Annotated in this window: 15 protein-coding genes; 5 read left to right on the top strand and 10 right to left on the bottom strand. The window is 58.5% G+C overall.

What is annotated here, in order from left to right; all coding sequences use genetic code 11:
* Positions 1-124 precede the first annotated feature (124 nt).
* Both ACR0LX_RS19110 and ACR0LX_RS19105 read right to left on the bottom strand, forming a co-directional pair.
* Positions 125-691: a hypothetical protein gene (locus ACR0LX_RS19110; RefSeq protein WP_480785088.1), complete on the bottom strand. Its 567-nt coding sequence runs from the start codon at positions 689-691 to the stop codon at positions 125-127.
* Between the two features lie 214 nt (positions 692-905).
* Positions 906-1,505: a superoxide dismutase gene (locus tag ACR0LX_RS19105; protein ID WP_480568380.1), complete on the bottom strand. Its 600-nt coding sequence runs from the start codon at positions 1,503-1,505 to the stop codon at positions 906-908.
* Positions 1,506-1,604: 99 nt separating this feature from the next.
* Between ACR0LX_RS19105 and ACR0LX_RS19100 the strand changes: the two genes are divergently transcribed.
* Together ACR0LX_RS19100 and ACR0LX_RS19095 are read left to right on the top strand one after the other, a co-directional pair.
* Positions 1,605-2,366, top strand: a complete 762-nt coding sequence (locus ACR0LX_RS19100) for an FkbM family methyltransferase (RefSeq protein WP_480785087.1) — start codon at positions 1,605-1,607, stop codon at positions 2,364-2,366.
* Positions 2,367-2,468: 102 nt separating this feature from the next.
* Positions 2,469-2,858 (top strand): hypothetical protein, encoded by a 390-nt coding sequence (locus ACR0LX_RS19095; RefSeq protein WP_480785086.1) that lies wholly within the window; start codon positions 2,469-2,471, stop codon positions 2,856-2,858.
* 794 nt (positions 2,859-3,652) lie between these two features.
* On the opposite strand, the gene ACR0LX_RS19090 is transcribed toward ACR0LX_RS19095, so the two are convergent.
* The 4 genes from ACR0LX_RS19090 to ACR0LX_RS19075 all read right to left on the bottom strand — a co-directional run bounded on the left by ACR0LX_RS19090 (position 3,653) and on the right by ACR0LX_RS19075 (position 8,944).
* On the bottom strand, positions 3,653-4,219 hold the full coding sequence (locus ACR0LX_RS19090) for a sarcosine oxidase subunit gamma (RefSeq protein ID WP_480785085.1): 567 nt from the start codon (positions 4,217-4,219) through the stop codon (positions 3,653-3,655).
* A complete protein-coding gene (locus ACR0LX_RS19085) occupies positions 4,212-7,226 on the bottom strand; it encodes a sarcosine oxidase subunit alpha family protein (RefSeq protein ID WP_480785084.1) in 3,015 nt (1,004 codons plus the stop codon). The genes ACR0LX_RS19090 and ACR0LX_RS19085 overlap by 8 nt, the downstream gene beginning before the upstream one ends.
* A 67-nt stretch (positions 7,227-7,293) precedes the next feature.
* A complete protein-coding gene (locus ACR0LX_RS19080; RefSeq protein WP_480785083.1) occupies positions 7,294-7,623 on the bottom strand; it encodes a sarcosine oxidase subunit delta in 330 nt (109 codons plus the stop codon).
* A 76-nt stretch (positions 7,624-7,699) separates the two neighbouring features.
* Positions 7,700-8,944, bottom strand: coding sequence for a sarcosine oxidase subunit beta family protein (locus ACR0LX_RS19075; RefSeq protein WP_480785082.1), 1,245 nt, complete (start codon positions 8,942-8,944; stop codon positions 7,700-7,702).
* Between the two features lie 178 nt (positions 8,945-9,122).
* On the opposite strand from ACR0LX_RS19075, the gene ccmI reads away from it, so the two are divergent.
* The 3 genes from ccmI to ACR0LX_RS19060 are packed head-to-tail and all read left to right on the top strand — an operon-like array spanning position 9,123 to position 11,064.
* The gene (ccmI, locus tag ACR0LX_RS19070; protein ID WP_480785081.1) at positions 9,123-10,352 is read left to right on the top strand and encodes a c-type cytochrome biogenesis protein CcmI; all 1,230 of its coding nucleotides are present in this window, start codon (positions 9,123-9,125) and stop codon (positions 10,350-10,352) included.
* Complete coding sequence (gene ruvX, locus ACR0LX_RS19065) at positions 10,349-10,813, top strand: Holliday junction resolvase RuvX (RefSeq protein ID WP_480568352.1); 465 nt, start codon at positions 10,349-10,351, stop codon at positions 10,811-10,813. The genes ccmI and ruvX overlap by 4 nt, the downstream gene beginning before the upstream one ends.
* Before the next feature lie 17 nt (positions 10,814-10,830).
* On the top strand, positions 10,831-11,064 hold the full coding sequence (locus ACR0LX_RS19060) for a DUF1289 domain-containing protein (RefSeq protein WP_480568349.1): 234 nt from the start codon (positions 10,831-10,833) through the stop codon (positions 11,062-11,064).
* 10 nt (positions 11,065-11,074) lie between these two features.
* On the opposite strand, the gene ACR0LX_RS19055 is transcribed toward ACR0LX_RS19060, so the two are convergent.
* The 4 genes from ACR0LX_RS19055 to ACR0LX_RS19040 all read right to left on the bottom strand — a co-directional run bounded on the left by ACR0LX_RS19055 (position 11,075) and on the right by ACR0LX_RS19040 (position 13,933).
* Positions 11,075-11,275 (bottom strand): hypothetical protein, encoded by a 201-nt coding sequence (locus ACR0LX_RS19055; protein WP_480785080.1) that lies wholly within the window; start codon positions 11,273-11,275, stop codon positions 11,075-11,077.
* 288 nt (positions 11,276-11,563) lie between these two features.
* Positions 11,564-12,292 (bottom strand): SpoIIAA family protein, encoded by a 729-nt coding sequence (locus ACR0LX_RS19050; RefSeq protein WP_480785079.1) that lies wholly within the window; start codon positions 12,290-12,292, stop codon positions 11,564-11,566.
* Between the two features lie 37 nt (positions 12,293-12,329).
* Positions 12,330-13,115: a hypothetical protein gene (locus ACR0LX_RS19045; protein ID WP_480785078.1), complete on the bottom strand. Its 786-nt coding sequence runs from the start codon at positions 13,113-13,115 to the stop codon at positions 12,330-12,332.
* Positions 13,109-13,933 (bottom strand): sulfite exporter TauE/SafE family protein, encoded by an 825-nt coding sequence (locus ACR0LX_RS19040; RefSeq protein WP_480785077.1) that lies wholly within the window; start codon positions 13,931-13,933, stop codon positions 13,109-13,111. Before ACR0LX_RS19040 ends, ACR0LX_RS19045 begins: the two co-directional genes overlap by 7 nt.
* Between the last annotated feature and the right edge of the window lie 13 nt (positions 13,934-13,946).

Raw genomic sequence — 13,946 nt, 5'->3', positions numbered from 1 at the left:
CCCTCAATAAACCGCCCCATGGATTGCCTCCGCGCCGATTGCTGAAAGCATACCATCTCTCGGAAAACAGAGGGAGTTTTCACACAGCCTCCGGACGAAGTGGACCTTCTAAGGTTGCTAAAAGCTACTTTGTCATTCGGACATTCAGAATTGTTTTTGTTAATCTTTTCTGGGTTGTAACAACCCCACTCTGAATGTTGCGCAGCGCATTTTCATACGCAGGTTGGCCATTCTCGTGGTAAAGTAGTGCTGCTGCATCAAGGTCTCCCGCTGAAACCAACTTGGCAACTTCGGGAGCCAAAGCCAAAAGTACGCCTAAATTTTCTACCGCGCTTTCGGCTTGATCAAGTTCATCATCCGTCGCGACCTTGCTTTTTGAGATTGAATTACCGGCACGCGCGACTTCGATTTGCACATCCTCTGCGGTGGAATTTACCATGTAAGAATTTGTAAATTCAGTCGTTTCGACCCAATCCAGAACGCCCCACCCCCCGCGTTCTGCTTGAATACTGTAGACGAGAAAATAGTTCATTTGGTTCGTCACTCGTTCAAGTGTTTGGAAAGAGGTGAGCAATCGCAATTCAGCAGAAGCCTTTGCAGCTAATTCCTTGACCGTTTCTTGAGCTGTTGCCGGAGAAAATGATAGGACACTGAACAGACTGAGTACGGTAACAAACGAAAATAAACGCATAATGGAGCCTCCTCAACAAATCTTACCTAATAGTGGACTCACAATCTGGACACACCAACAGCTAATTTCTTGGCTAGTGCGGTCAGGTTTGTTGGGCTCAAAGCCGCCCTTTGCTATTGCAACAAAATGCAGAAGCGATCCTGGAAACTGCACTCCAAACAAAAAAGCCCGCCAGCATCTCTGCTGACGGGACCTGAAACTTATCGTCGTCAAATCACATCCGCGATGCGACGTTTTCCCAGTTCACCAGGTTGTCCAGGAAGTTCGACAGGTAAGCCGGACGCTTGTTGCGGAAGTCGATGTAGTAGCTGTGCTCCCACACGTCACAACCCAGCAGAGCGGTCTGACCAAAGCACAGCGGGTTCACGCCGTTTTCGGTCTTGGTCACCGCCAGCGAGCCGTCGGCGTTCTTGACCAGCCACGCCCAGCCCGAGCCGAACTGACCGGCACCGGCAGCGCTGAACTGCGACTTGAACTCGTCGACCGAGCCGAAGCTTTCGGTCAGAGCCTTCTCCAGCTCACCGGGCATGCCATAGTCGCCAGGGCCCATCATTTCCCAGAACTGGTTGTGGTTCCACAGCTGGCTGATGTTGTTGAAGATACCGTTCTGCGCCACGGCGTTTGCGTCATAGGTGCCAACGATGATCTCTTCCAGCGACTTGCCGTCCCACTCGGTTCCGGCGATCAGCTTGTTGCCGTTGTCGACATAAGCCTTATGGTGCAGGTCGTGGTGAAATTCCAACGTTTCCGCGGACATACCCTTGGCTGCCAGCGCGTCATGTGCATAAGGAAGATCAGGAAGTTCAAAAGCCATGTCGGCCCCCTGTTAAATGTAAGTTGCGGTTCCCAAGGTTAAATGCTTTGGCGACGCGCGCAGGTCAAGAGCCGAGACAAGAAAACCCGGAGGTCCGCGATGCTGACACAGGCGCGCAAGATGTTCTACCGCGCCCGCGGCTACTATGCGGGAAACCTGAATGGTGAGCCGTTCCATCTGGACCCTTATCATTCAAAATTCTGGCGCAAAGCGTCTTCCGGCGCGTGGGAGCCTGAGACGTTCGCCGTACTGGATCAATTCCTGTCGCCAGAAAGCGATTATCTGGATATCGGCGCATGGATCGGTCCAACCGTGCTGTACGGGGCCCGCAAGGCACGGCAAGTGTGGTGTTTTGAGCCCGACCCGACCGCATTCCGCCATCTTGCGTGGAATCTGGAGTTGAATGACATCCACAACGTCTCGGCCTTTGGTGTTGCCCTGTCCCAGCAATTCGGCGTGGCCCGAATGGCTTCGGTTCGAGGAGAGCCCGGCGATTCCACCAGTTCGCTGCTGCACGATGGCACGCATGGCACAGATGCGCTGACAATTGCATGGGATCAGTTTCAGACGGTCACCGACCTGACCAGCGTTTCTCTAGTCAAAATGGACATCGAAGGGGCCGAGTTCTTTGTCCTGCCGACACTGTTGCCCTGGTTGGAGCAACATCAACCCGCTTTGTTCCTGTCGCTACATGCGCCTCTGTTGCCGGATCAGGATCGGGGACAGGCCGTCAGGTCGCTTTTGGATCAACTGTCATTCTACCCCATTGTCAAGGATCAGAATTTCCAGACGATCACCCCAGATCACCTACTTTCACCGGACGCCCTGTCACGGTTTCAGACGCTGCTGTTGCACAAATAGAGATCAACCGTGATGTTTTCGCGCATTAGACGCGTTACGCCTTGCCTCTTCGCGTTCTAAGTGTTTGCTGTCAGACATTAAATTCAACATCTGACGGACCTCATGAAACATTTGTCAATAGCCCTGATAACCCTATTTTACGCACACATCGCCTCCGCTGAAGCGGTAACTTACAACTGCACGATGACCAAGCAGGACGGCCATGGCTGGATTGCGCTCAGTTACGCTTTTCGTGTGGACAACACCGCAGGGACAGCCATGTCTGCGAGCGATTACCATGACTGGACACCAACCCGTTTCAAAAGTCGCGGAAACAAGGGTTATCGCATGTCCTGGAATGTCACTGAAGAGGCCTCTGCTGGTGGAAACATGCGCGTTCGCTATCAGGCCAACCTCGACCCGAAAAACAACAGCGTGAAGGTGCGGATGTCATTCGTATCAACAAACGCCGCGAACAAACCTTACGGCGTCGGGACCTGCGAAACCAAATAATCAACAAAGCCCCGGTTTGACCGGGGCTATTTTTTCGCGGTTCGTTCAGTCTCGAACAATGAACTCAGGAATCGTAAAGCGAGGTGCCGCGCATTACCTTGCAAGGCCCCCTGCCCCGAGGTCGGTTCGTAACGTTTGCCTGCGGAAATCTGGCCAAAAGGCTCAATTCTTTTGTCTCAGGGTTGAGTTTTGCGGAATAGCTGACATACGCCGTACCGCCTTGCTGCATCGGAACACGCATCTTCCAATTCATCTTGTACTCGCCACTACCGCTCGTCTTAAACGAGACATCCTTTGGCTCCCCGTCCAGATGGTGAATAAAGGAATCCAATGCGCGTGCACGTCGGTTTTCCGTGTCAACGCTCAGTATGACACGCTCGGATATCCATCCTCTTTCGAGGTTATGAAGCTCGCAATCGTAGGTCACCACATCGGCATACAGATTTGTTGCTATAAGTCCTAATACGGATGCAAATATCGTTGCTCTCAATTCAATCGTCCCTTTGTTCCTGTATATTCGCCCGCAGACACCATGCCGACACAAAAGAGGGTCGGCATCGCATCGAACCGGGCATGGTCACGCAATCAGATCAATTCGCATTTATGAACTACTTACAAACGCCTTTTTCCTATCGTTTCTCAAGGCACTACGACACAAAGCGGAATAGACTTCAACCGGCTGCACACTGCTGGAACACGAATTCTCACGCCATTGACGCCAAGGAAGGACCGCAAAAATTTAGCCGCTCCGCGCAAAGCGGAACGGCCAAAGGAAATCTCGACTTGAGTGTTCTCTAGTACACCCCAACCTCACTGCCCGGTTGCGCCGCAACCTTGAGCAGGTTGAACGCATAGTCCGCTGCCGACCGGAAGCAGACAACGCGAAAGGTCTCGGCATCATCCATCCAGAACGCGCCTGCCACCTGGGCCAGACGGGAGCGGCGGATCTGGCCGGGCTGGGACGCTTCGGCCGACAGATCCACGGGGGCCAGCTTGCCCAGCACTTCGCGCGCGCTTGCACCTGAGATGCGGAACACCGCCCGCGCGTCAGAGACGTTGACCGCAAGGGCGTGTGTCCCGCTGAGCGCGTTGTTCATTGCGGCCAGTTTAGCGTTGATCTCGGCATACGGAACCAGCACCAGCAATTCGTCTGACGACATCCAGCAAACACCGGTGTCGCCATTGACGTATGCCTCGCGCTGACCGGGCACTTTCAGTCCCGTGGCGTCCTTGACGGCCTTGGCCAACACCTTGTCGGACAGGTCGCCGCGCAGGGTGATCATGCCCTGCAGGCCACATTCCTCGACCTTCGCAATGCCGTCGTAGCTGGCGTGGTTCAGTGCACTGATGGGTTCAGACATTCTGCTTCTCCCCGTCCTTGTCGAAGAAGATCGGGTCCACGATCTTGGCTTTATAGATTTTGTCGTCGGTTCCGGGGAACTCGACGATCTCACCCATCCGATCCGGGCCGTGCTTGATCAGGCCCATGGCGATGCCTTTGCCCAGGTTGGCCGAATAGTAGGTCGAGGTCACCCGCCCGATCATGTTGCGTTGACCGTTGGCGTTGACGCCCTCGCCCACTGCGTAAGCGCCATCAGGGATGACAGAACCATCCACAGTCTCGAGCCCGACCAGTTTCCACCGCTCGGGATCGGCCATATGGCTGCGCGAGTGGGCGCGTTTTCCGAGGTAATCCTCTTTCTTCTTCGACAGCGCCCAGTGCAACCCCAGATCCTGAGGGATCACGGTGCCATCAGTCTCGTCGCCGATCATGATAAAGCCCTTCTCGGCCCGCAGGATGTGCAGACATTCGGTGCCGTAAGGCATGACGCCGAATTCTTTGCCGGCCTCGATCAGCGCGTCCCAGAACGCCTGACCCTGCGACGCAGGCACGGCGATTTCATAGGACAGCTCTCCCGAGAACGAGATGCGGTAGGCGCGGCAATCGAAGTCGCCGATCTTGCCATCGCGCCATTCCATGAAGGGCAGCGCCTCTTTGCTGACGTCCATGCCGCCAAGCTTCTCAAGCACCTTGCGGGCGTTCGGGCCGACCACGGCAACCTGCGCGTATTGCTCGGTGACGTTGGCGACGTAAACCTTCCAATCCCACCATTCGGTCTGCAACCACTCTTCCATGTGACCATGGATGCGCTCGGCCCCGCCGGTGGTGGTGTGGCACAGCCATGTGTCCTCATCGATCCGGGCGACAACACCGTCGTCGATCAGGAAGCCATTTTCCGAACACATCAGGCCATAGCGGCATTTGCCGACCTTCAGCGTGGACATCATGTTGGTGTACATCATGTCCAGGAACTTGCCCGCATCGGGGCCTTTGACGATCAGTTTGCCCAGCGTCGAGGCGTCCAGCAGGCCGAGGTTTTCGCGGGTGTTCTTCACCTCGCGATTGACCGCGTCATGCACGGATTCACCGGGGCGCACATAGGCATAGGTTCGGCGCCAGTGGCCGACCGGCTCCCAGTCCGCTCCGTTCTTGTCGTGCCAGTTGTGCATCGGGGTTTGCCGGATCGGCTGGAACACTTCTCCGCGCGCTTCACCGCCAATCGCGGCCATTGAGATCGGCGTATAGGGCGGGCGGAAAGTCGTGGTTCCGACCTTCGGAATTTCTGAATCCAGTGCATCAGCAAGGATCGCCAGACCGTTGATATTGCTCAACTTACCCTGATCAGTTGCCATGCCCAGCGTGGTGTAACGCTTGGTATGCTCGACGCTTTCATAACCTTCGCGCGCAGCAAGCTGTACATCGGACACTTTGACGTCGTTCTGAAAGTCGAGCCATGATTTCATCCGCAGTTGGATGTCGGCATTTGCCGGCATCAGCCAGACCGCTTCCATCGCTGCTTCGTCGGTGGCCTCGCCGACCGGAGCCTTGGTGTTCTTGGGTTTGTGGCCGCTTGCCTTGGCTGCGGCTTTGCCGGCCGCGACGGCATCGCTCAGAACCTCACCCAAAGAAAGCGGGCCATTCGAAGACCCTGCGGCCAAAACGAAACCTTCACCATCCGCACCCAATGGCGGGCGTGATGGGTCGGGGCGGAAATGAGCGTTGGCTTCATCCCAGATCAGTTTGCCGCCGCAATGCGACCACATGTGAACGACCGGGGACCAACCGCCCGACATGGCAACCGCATCGCAGTCGACCTCTTCGCGCGCGCCACCGATGCCGTCCTGATTGCACAGCGCGACCTTCTTGACGCGCTTGCCGCCCTTGACCTTGGCGATAGCTTTGCCGGGGTCGACGCGAATGCCCAGCTGTCGCGCCTCCTCCGCCAGAGGTCCGGCGCTGGCACGGGCGTCGACGACGCGCAATACATCGACACCGGCTTGTTTGAGAGTGATCGCCGTGCGATAGGCATCGTCGTTGTTGGTCGCGACAATCACGCGCTGACCGGGGGTGACGCCCCAGTTCACGACGTAGTCGCGCATCGCAGAGGCCAGCATGACACCCGGCACATCGTTACCCGCAAAGGACAGCGGGCGTTCGATCGCGCCAGTTGCAGTGACGACCTGTTTCGCCCGGATGCGCCACAGGCGGTGACGTGGGCCCTGTGTGCCCGGCTTGTGATCCGTCAGACGCTCGTAACCCAGCACATAGCCGTGGTCATAGACCCCTGCCCCCATGCAGCGATTGCGCATGGTGACGTTGTCCATTGTTTCGAGTTCGGAAACCAATTGTTCCACGAACTTATCCACAGGTTCACCGTTGACGGTTCCCCCATCAACCGGCGCACGGCCACCCCAATGCGCTGTCTGCTCGATCAGCATCACCTTGGCACCGGATTGCGCAGCGGTTTTCGCCGCCTGAAGACCCGCGATCCCGCCGCCGATCACCAGAACGTCGGTGAAGGCGTAGAAATGTTCGTAGGTATCCGCATCGCGGCTGTCCTTGTCGGGCGCTTTGCCCAGACCGGCAGACTGGCGGATGAACGGTTCGTAGACGTGTTTCCAGAACGGTTTCGGATGGATGAACATCTTGTAGTAGAAACCAGCGGGCAGAAAGCGCGACAGGTGGGTGTTGATCGCGCCCACGTCGAATTCCAGGTTGGGCCAGTGGTTCTGCGAGACCGAAGTCAGACCGTTGAACAGCTCGGTCGTGGTGGCACGCTGATTCGGCTCGAACCGGTTGCCTTCGCCCAGACCGACCAGAGCGTTCGGCTCTTCGGCACCGCTGGCGACGACGCCGCGTGGACGGTGGTATTTGAACGAACGGCCCATCATCATCTGATCGTTGGCCAGCAGCGCCGAGGCAAGCGTGTCGCCTTCGTACCCCTGCATGGTGGTGCCGTTGAAGGAAAAGGAAACCTGTTTCGACCGATCAATCAAGCGGCCTTGTTTTGCGAGACGGGTGCTCATTTTGCGAACCTTTCGCGTGTGGAGGTGTCGGAGCCTCCGGCGGGAGTATTTTGGAAAAGATGAAGCATCAGGAGAATTCTCTCCATTTCCATCCAGGGCGCTTGGCCGCGATGGCATCCTTGATCTCTTGCGGCGGCTCGGTGGTCTGGGCGGAATAGGTTCCGAACACTTCGAGCGTCTGCGTGCAGCGGGCGGCGTGGAACCACTTGCCGCAACCATTGGCATGGCGCCAGCGTTCAAAATGAACGCCTTTGGGGTTTTCGCGCATGAACAGGTAGTCGTGGAACTCGTCATCCGACGAGCCCGGGCCATAGCGCTTCAGATGCGCCTCACCACCCGCGGCCAATTCGGTTTCTTCGGCGTCCACGCCGCAATAGGGGCAATTCAGGATCAGCATGTGGTCATCCTTCTTTTCGGTCGGTCGGCACGTGGGCCGACCAGTATTCTTTGGTGAAGCAGCGAGGGCGCAGCCCTTAGTGCGCCACCCCTGCGGCAACGCTTTCGTCGATAAAGCGGCCCTCTTTGAAGCGGTCGAGTGTGAAGGCTTCGGTCAGCGGCGAATGGCCCGTGGCCATCAGCTGCGCCATGCCCCAGCCCGAGCCCGGGATTGCCTTGAACCCGCCGGTGCCCCAACCGCAGTTGATGAAACATCCACCCAGCGGTGTCGCCGACAGGATGGGCGAGCGGTCACCGGTCATGTCAACAATGCCGCCCCATTGCCGCAGCATCTTGAGCCGTGAGATCATCGGGAAGGTCTCGACCAGAGCGCGGACGGTCTCTTCAATATGATGGAACGAACCGCGCTGGGTGTAGTTGTTGAACCCGTCGGTGCCACCCCCGATCACCATCTCGCCCTTATCGGATTGCGACATGTAGCCGTGCACGGTGTTCGCCATCACAACCACGTCCATGCAGGGTTTGATCGGCTCGGAGACCAGCGCCTGCAGGGCAATCACCTCAAGCGGAAGACGGAAGCCCGCCATCTCGGCCAGTTGGCCCGAGTGGCCTGCAACCACGATCCCCAACTTGTCGCAATCGATCGACCCTTTGGTGGTGTCGACACCGACAACACGACCATTGTCGGACCGTACGCCGGTAACCTCGCACTGCTGGATGATATCCATGCCCATGGCCGAACAGGCGCGGGCATAGCCCCAGGCCACAGCATCGTGCCGCGCGGTGCCGCCGCGTTCCTGCCAAAGCGCGCCCAAAACCGGATAGCGGGGGCCGTCGATATTGATGATCGGCACCAGTTCCTTGACACGTTCAGGGGTGATCCATTCGGTCTTGACCCCTTGCAGCGCATTGGCGTGCGCCGTGCGCTGATAGCCGCGAATTTCATGCTGTGTCTGCGCCAGCATCATCACGCCGCGCGGGCTGAACATGATGTTGTAGTTCAGGTCCTGGCTCAGATCCTCATAAAGACCGCGCGCCTTTTCGTACAAGGCGGCCGAGGGATCCTGCAAGTAATTCGACCGGATGATGGTGGTATTCCTGCCGGTATTACCGCCGCCCAGCCAACCTTTTTCGATGATCGCGACGTTCTGGATGCCGTAGTTCTTACCCAGATAATAAGCTGTCGCCAGCCCGTGACCACCGGCGCCGACGATGATCACGTCATAGCGTTTCTTGGGTTGGGGCGACCGCCAGGCGCGCTCCCATCCGGTGTGATAACGCAGCGCTTCGCGCGCCACAGCAAAAGCTGAATAGTGTTTCATGAGCGAATCCGTCCGGTCTTCGGTGATTGGGCGCAGATATGCCGCGTGAGCGCATTTTACCTGTGCCGTGCAACGTCACAATATCGCAATATTGCGACATAAGGACGGTTCGCGGCCATTTGCCTCTTTTTTCGCCAGTCCGGCGGGTCTAAGTCAGGGCAGCGACTCCGGAGGGACAATGACGTTCTGGGTTATCACATTCCTTATTGCACTGCTGATAGCGGGATTTCTGACGTTGCCGTTGCTGCGGCGGCGGCAGACGGATACGCCGACGGCTGATTATGATCTGCGCGTGTACCGCGAACAGTTGGCGGGTGTGGACCGTGATCTGGCCCGCGGCGTGATCGCCGAGGCAGATGCCGAACGGGTGCGCACCGAAATCTCCCGGCGCATTCTGGCTGCCGACGCTCAGTCGCGCGGCGAAGGCGGGACGACCGGCCCGTCTCGCACCGTTTCCGTGGCCGCTCTGGTGGTGGTGGCCGCCCTTTTGGTGGGCGGTGCGCTTGCGCTATATCACCGGATGGGCGCTGCGGGATTTCCCGACATGCCGTTGTCGGCGCGGTTGGAGATGGCTGGAGAGCTGCGCGAGAACCGCCCCAGCCAGTCCGAGGCCGAGAGCATGGCAACTCCGCCATCCGCGCCGACGCTGGACGAAAGCTATGCCAACCTGTTGGAAGAACTGCGTGAGACAGTGGCGAGCCGACCCGATGATATTCAGGGCCACATGCTTCTGGCACAACATGAGACAAATGCCGGGAACTTTCGCGCGGCCTATCAGGCACAAAGCCGGGTTATCGAACTGTCCGGCGACGCAGCCTCGGCGCTGGCCTATGCAGATCTGGCCGAGATGATGATCCTCGCCGCGGGCGGCTATGTCTCGCCCGAGGCCGAAGACGCGCTGCAACAGGCGCTGGACCGTGATCCGCATATGGGGCCTGCGCGCTATTATTGGGGTCAGATGCTGGCCCAGACCGGCCGACCCGATCTGGCGTATCGCGTTTGGGTCGACACGCTGCGCTCTGCACCTGCGGGGGCACCTTGGGCGGATGCCATTCGGGCGCAAATCAACGAATTGGCGTTTCGCGCCGGTGTCTTCAACGCGCCGGATATGAGTGTTGCGCCGGCGGCGCCAGGCCCGTCTCAAGACGACATGCAGGCTGCCGCTGAGTTAACCGCGCAAGAGCGACAAGAGATGATCCTGGGCATGGTCAATCAGCTTTCGGATCGGCTGGCGACCGAAGGTGGAACGCCCCAGGAATGGGCCCGCCTGATCGCGGCCCTTGGTGTGCTGGGCGACATCGACCGCGCAGCCAGTATCCGGGATGAGGCGATGGACGTATTTGCGGATAACGAAGAGGCGATCGTCCTGATCCGCTCGGCCGCACAGCAAGCTGGGTTGCAACCGTGATACATGATGCCTTTGAGGACTTTGCAACCGCCCTGCCCCAGATGTCTGCATTGATGGGACTGGACCTGGGCGAAAAGACCATCGGCGTCGCCGTTTCCGACAGAATGCGCACCGTGGCCAGCCCGCTCGAAACCGTCCGTCGCAAGAAATTCACATTGGATTCCGCCCGCCTGATCGAGATTGTCCGCGACCGAGAGATCGGCGGCATCCTGTTGGGTCTGCCCATGAACATGGATGGGTCGGAAGGCCCACGCTGTCAGTCGACCCGCGCATTCGCCCGCAACATGACGCGGCTGACAGACCTTCCAATTGGGTTCTGGGACGAACGGCTCAGCACAGTTGCGGCAGAAAAAGCACTGCTTGAGGCGGATACGACACGAAAACGTCGCGGACAGGTTATTGATCACGTCGCAGCGGGTTATATCCTGCAAGGAGCTTTGGACAGACTGCGCTTTCTTTGATGGATCGGAATACGCTGATGACGAATATGGTTTGGAAACGGAATGAGGTCGAAAGCCCTTGTATCCAGATCTGCGTCGTGCACCCGACCGAGCGCATCTGCACCGGCTGCTATCGCACCGTTGATGAGATCGCGCGCTGGTCCAAGATGGACAGCACCGAGCGCGCCGAAATCATGCAGGAATTGCCTGACCGCAAACCTCGCCTCACCAAGCGGCGCGGTGGGCGAGCGGCACGTCTCAGCGGGTCCTGACCTCAACAGTTTAGGGTTTCGGTTGCTGGTCCAATGTCGGGTGGCGAACGGTGTCATGCGCCTGCAAATCGTCGTGGAATAACGCCACCAATTCGGTCTGAACGATTGTCCGCCTTACCCGCAGTTTCGACGGCGGGATCGCCTCAAGGTTAGCGCTGCCGTTGGAATCGCCTATCGCGACTATGCGGTTGAAGATCCTGCGCAGCGTCATGCAATTTCCCATAAACAAACTCGCGCGCACCGCTGCGGGGGGGTGGCCCCGGGACTTCGAGGGGGTAAAAGCCGCAGGCCAAAGATACGAGTGAGTGGTGGCCCACAGCGGTGCTATTCAGGTTCAAATTCTGCCCCCAACAATGCGGGAGTTAACGGAAAATTAAGTTATTTGACCGACCAGTCAAGAACAGGTTTTTGGTTTCAGACATTCCGTCGCGTAACTCAAAAAATGCACAACAACTACTGATTGCAAGGTATTGTTTCCAATTGCTTTTGCGATTCTGAGCTACCCGGCCGCAAGCCACGCTTTGGCGTCTTCGAATCTGTCTGTCGGAAAATACTCGGTCCGTGTTCCCAGCACATGACTGGCCATTCGCTGGGCCATTTTCTGCCAGCCCTGATCGCCGACAATCGCGGCGCGATCCAGCATTCCGATATGCCCCGCCGCCAGCCGGAAATGCGCTGCAAGGGCGGTCAAACCCTGCCAGCCGTCAAATTCCCGCAGATCGATCAGCAGGCGAAACCCCTCGCGATCGCTCAGCAGCGTGTCCAGATCACGTTGCGCTTGCTTGTATTCCTCGGGGTCGAGTTTTCCCATCAGGCTGATCTGAATACACGGACCGCCCAGATCGGTTACATGGATTGCACCCAGAGATTCACGCAGCCAGCGGCGGGCGGATTCCAACTCGCTCATCGAGAAGACGTGCACCGGACAAGGCAGAAACGGCGCGGCCAGACGTATGCTGGTCTGCACCCAACCCTGATCCGCAACGACACCGATCCGGTCGAATCCACGCCAATGGCTGAGGCCAAGTTTGGTATCGGACCACGCAGCGCCAAGGTCATAGCCCTTGAACTCGGGGGTCACGATGGCCAGCAGACGCACCGCATCGTGTTCCGCAAGCGCAGCTTCGATCGCGGGCACCAGAGTGTTTGCGTAATCGGCGCTAGTCACTTCGCCAGACAGCTCGACCTCAATAAGCGCGCCGTCGGAATTTGTTTGTACCGTAATCATCCAAAATAACCTTCCGAATCCTAGCAATGGCAGGAGGTTACGGGGATTCGATCCATTGGGCCACTCCGCCCGGCATCTCGGGGCGGAAATAGGCGATCATCCGTCCGTCAGGCCCGGCGCTGGCCTCCGCACCCCACGGGGCAACCCCGTGCAGGCTATGGCGATGCAGCACATAAGCCTCGCCCGGCCTGGCAGGCAGTTCGACGCGCGGACAGCGTTCAAATGCCTGCTGACGCGCAGCCTTGTAAATCTCTGTCAGATCGGTCCGGTCCAGAGCGCCCGGCACGATGCCGACCAGAGCCTGCCGAAACGCGTCGCCCAGAATCCTATGGCTGCCCTCCCACACCACCAATGGTGCGGCATCGGTACTGGCCTCGGTCAGCGGTATGCCCAGAACCCAGGCATGTGGTTCATCCACGTGCCGCCTGCGGTCAGGCCCGGTTGGCTTCAGCCCATCTACATGAGCCGCATCGCGTCGTACGCGGTAGCGGGCAGCCGCGTCGCTCTCACCGCGTCGCGGTTTGGGATAGCCTGGGTAGATCACCGAAACCTGAGCTTTGTGCAGTGCAATCCGGCCATACAGCCCGGTGACGAAATCCAGCGCAAGTCCGGACAAAGGTTGCGAGCCGTCCACCCGACCGTCGGCGTCGTTATCCAGCGCGTCGACGCCTATGAACCACGTGCCTTCGCAATCGTGCCAGGCAGCATTCCGGGGATCAGTCACTGATGCCCGTGCGACAGGCAGCACCTGCGCCACCCAGCGGGCTAAAGCCGGATCATGCTCGAAAGTCGCCCAGCCCTTCTGCTGAAACGCATCTACCATCCCAGTGCCTTGCGCAGCATGTTCAGCGCGACCAGCGTCAAGAACACTGCAAACACACGACGTAGCGGCTTGGGGTCCATTGCGTGCGCAAGTTTCACCCCCCACGGGGCCGTGGTTATCGTCATCGCGATTACGATCCCAAACGCCGCAAGGTTCACGGCACCAACAGTCAGCGGCGGGCGATGCTCGGGCGCGATGGACAGAAACAGAAAACCCAGCACCGATGGCACGGCGATGATCACGCCAAACCCCGCAGCGGTCGCCACCGCCCGGTGGATCGGCGTGTTGTAAAGGCTCATCAGCGGCACACCAAAGCTGCCACCGCCGATACCCATCAGCACCGACAAAAACCCAACCGACGGCGACAGGACGCCCCGGCGCAAACCTTTCGGCATCGCATCGCCCAAGCGCCATTCTGACCTGCCCAGCCCCAGATATGCGCCGATGACCATGCCCAGCACGCCAAACAGAGCCTGCAACACTTCGGTCCGCAGATATGACGCGACAAGGACGCCTATGACCGCCCCAACAGCAATCCCCGGCCCCCAACTGCGCAGGATGTCCCAATCCACCGCGCCCTTTTTGTTGTGGCTCATCACCGATCGAACCGAGGTGACGATGATCGTTGCCAGCGATGTCGCCAGACACATCTGCATCAGCTGCGGGCCACCATACCCAAGCGTCTGAAAGGCATAGAAAAATGCAGGCACCAGAACGATGCCTCCGCCAACGCCAAGCAACCCGGCCAAAACCCCGGCAAAAGCGCCGATCACAAGCAAAAGGCCCAGCATCTGGGCCAGCAACATCGTCTCGGGCATTCGTCTCCCATCC

This window comes from Ruegeria sp. CH11 (assembly GCF_056537105.1).
This window is presented reverse-complemented; position numbering and strand designations above follow the sequence as displayed.

Bases quoted from the DNA above. Each gene is read 5' to 3' on its own strand.
- ACR0LX_RS19110 (WP_480785088.1), bottom strand. From the start codon at position 691: ATGCGTTTATTTTCGTTTGTTACCGTACTCAGTCTGTTCAGTGTCCTA.
- ACR0LX_RS19105 (WP_480568380.1), bottom strand. From the start codon at position 1,505: ATGGCTTTTGAACTTCCTGATCTTCCTTATGCACATGACGCGCTGGCA.
- ACR0LX_RS19100 (WP_480785087.1), top strand. From the start codon at position 1,605: ATGCTGACACAGGCGCGCAAGATGTTCTACCGCGCCCGCGGCTACTAT.
- ACR0LX_RS19095 (WP_480785086.1), top strand. From the start codon at position 2,469: ATGAAACATTTGTCAATAGCCCTGATAACCCTATTTTACGCACACATC.
- ACR0LX_RS19090 (WP_480785085.1), bottom strand. From the start codon at position 4,219: ATGTCTGAACCCATCAGTGCACTGAACCACGCCAGCTACGACGGCATT.
- ACR0LX_RS19085 (WP_480785084.1), bottom strand. From the start codon at position 7,226: ATGAGCACCCGTCTCGCAAAACAAGGCCGCTTGATTGATCGGTCGAAA.
- ACR0LX_RS19080 (WP_480785083.1), bottom strand. From the start codon at position 7,623: ATGCTGATCCTGAATTGCCCCTATTGCGGCGTGGACGCCGAAGAAACC.
- ACR0LX_RS19075 (WP_480785082.1), bottom strand. From the start codon at position 8,944: ATGAAACACTATTCAGCTTTTGCTGTGGCGCGCGAAGCGCTGCGTTAT.
- ccmI (WP_480785081.1), top strand. From the start codon at position 9,123: ATGACGTTCTGGGTTATCACATTCCTTATTGCACTGCTGATAGCGGGA.
- ACR0LX_RS19060 (WP_480568349.1), top strand. From the start codon at position 10,831: ATGACGAATATGGTTTGGAAACGGAATGAGGTCGAAAGCCCTTGTATC.
- ACR0LX_RS19055 (WP_480785080.1), bottom strand. From the start codon at position 11,275: ATGACGCTGCGCAGGATCTTCAACCGCATAGTCGCGATAGGCGATTCC.
- ACR0LX_RS19050 (WP_480785079.1), bottom strand. From the start codon at position 12,292: ATGATTACGGTACAAACAAATTCCGACGGCGCGCTTATTGAGGTCGAG.
- ACR0LX_RS19045 (WP_480785078.1), bottom strand. From the start codon at position 13,115: ATGGTAGATGCGTTTCAGCAGAAGGGCTGGGCGACTTTCGAGCATGAT.
- ACR0LX_RS19040 (WP_480785077.1), bottom strand. From the start codon at position 13,933: ATGCCCGAGACGATGTTGCTGGCCCAGATGCTGGGCCTTTTGCTTGTG.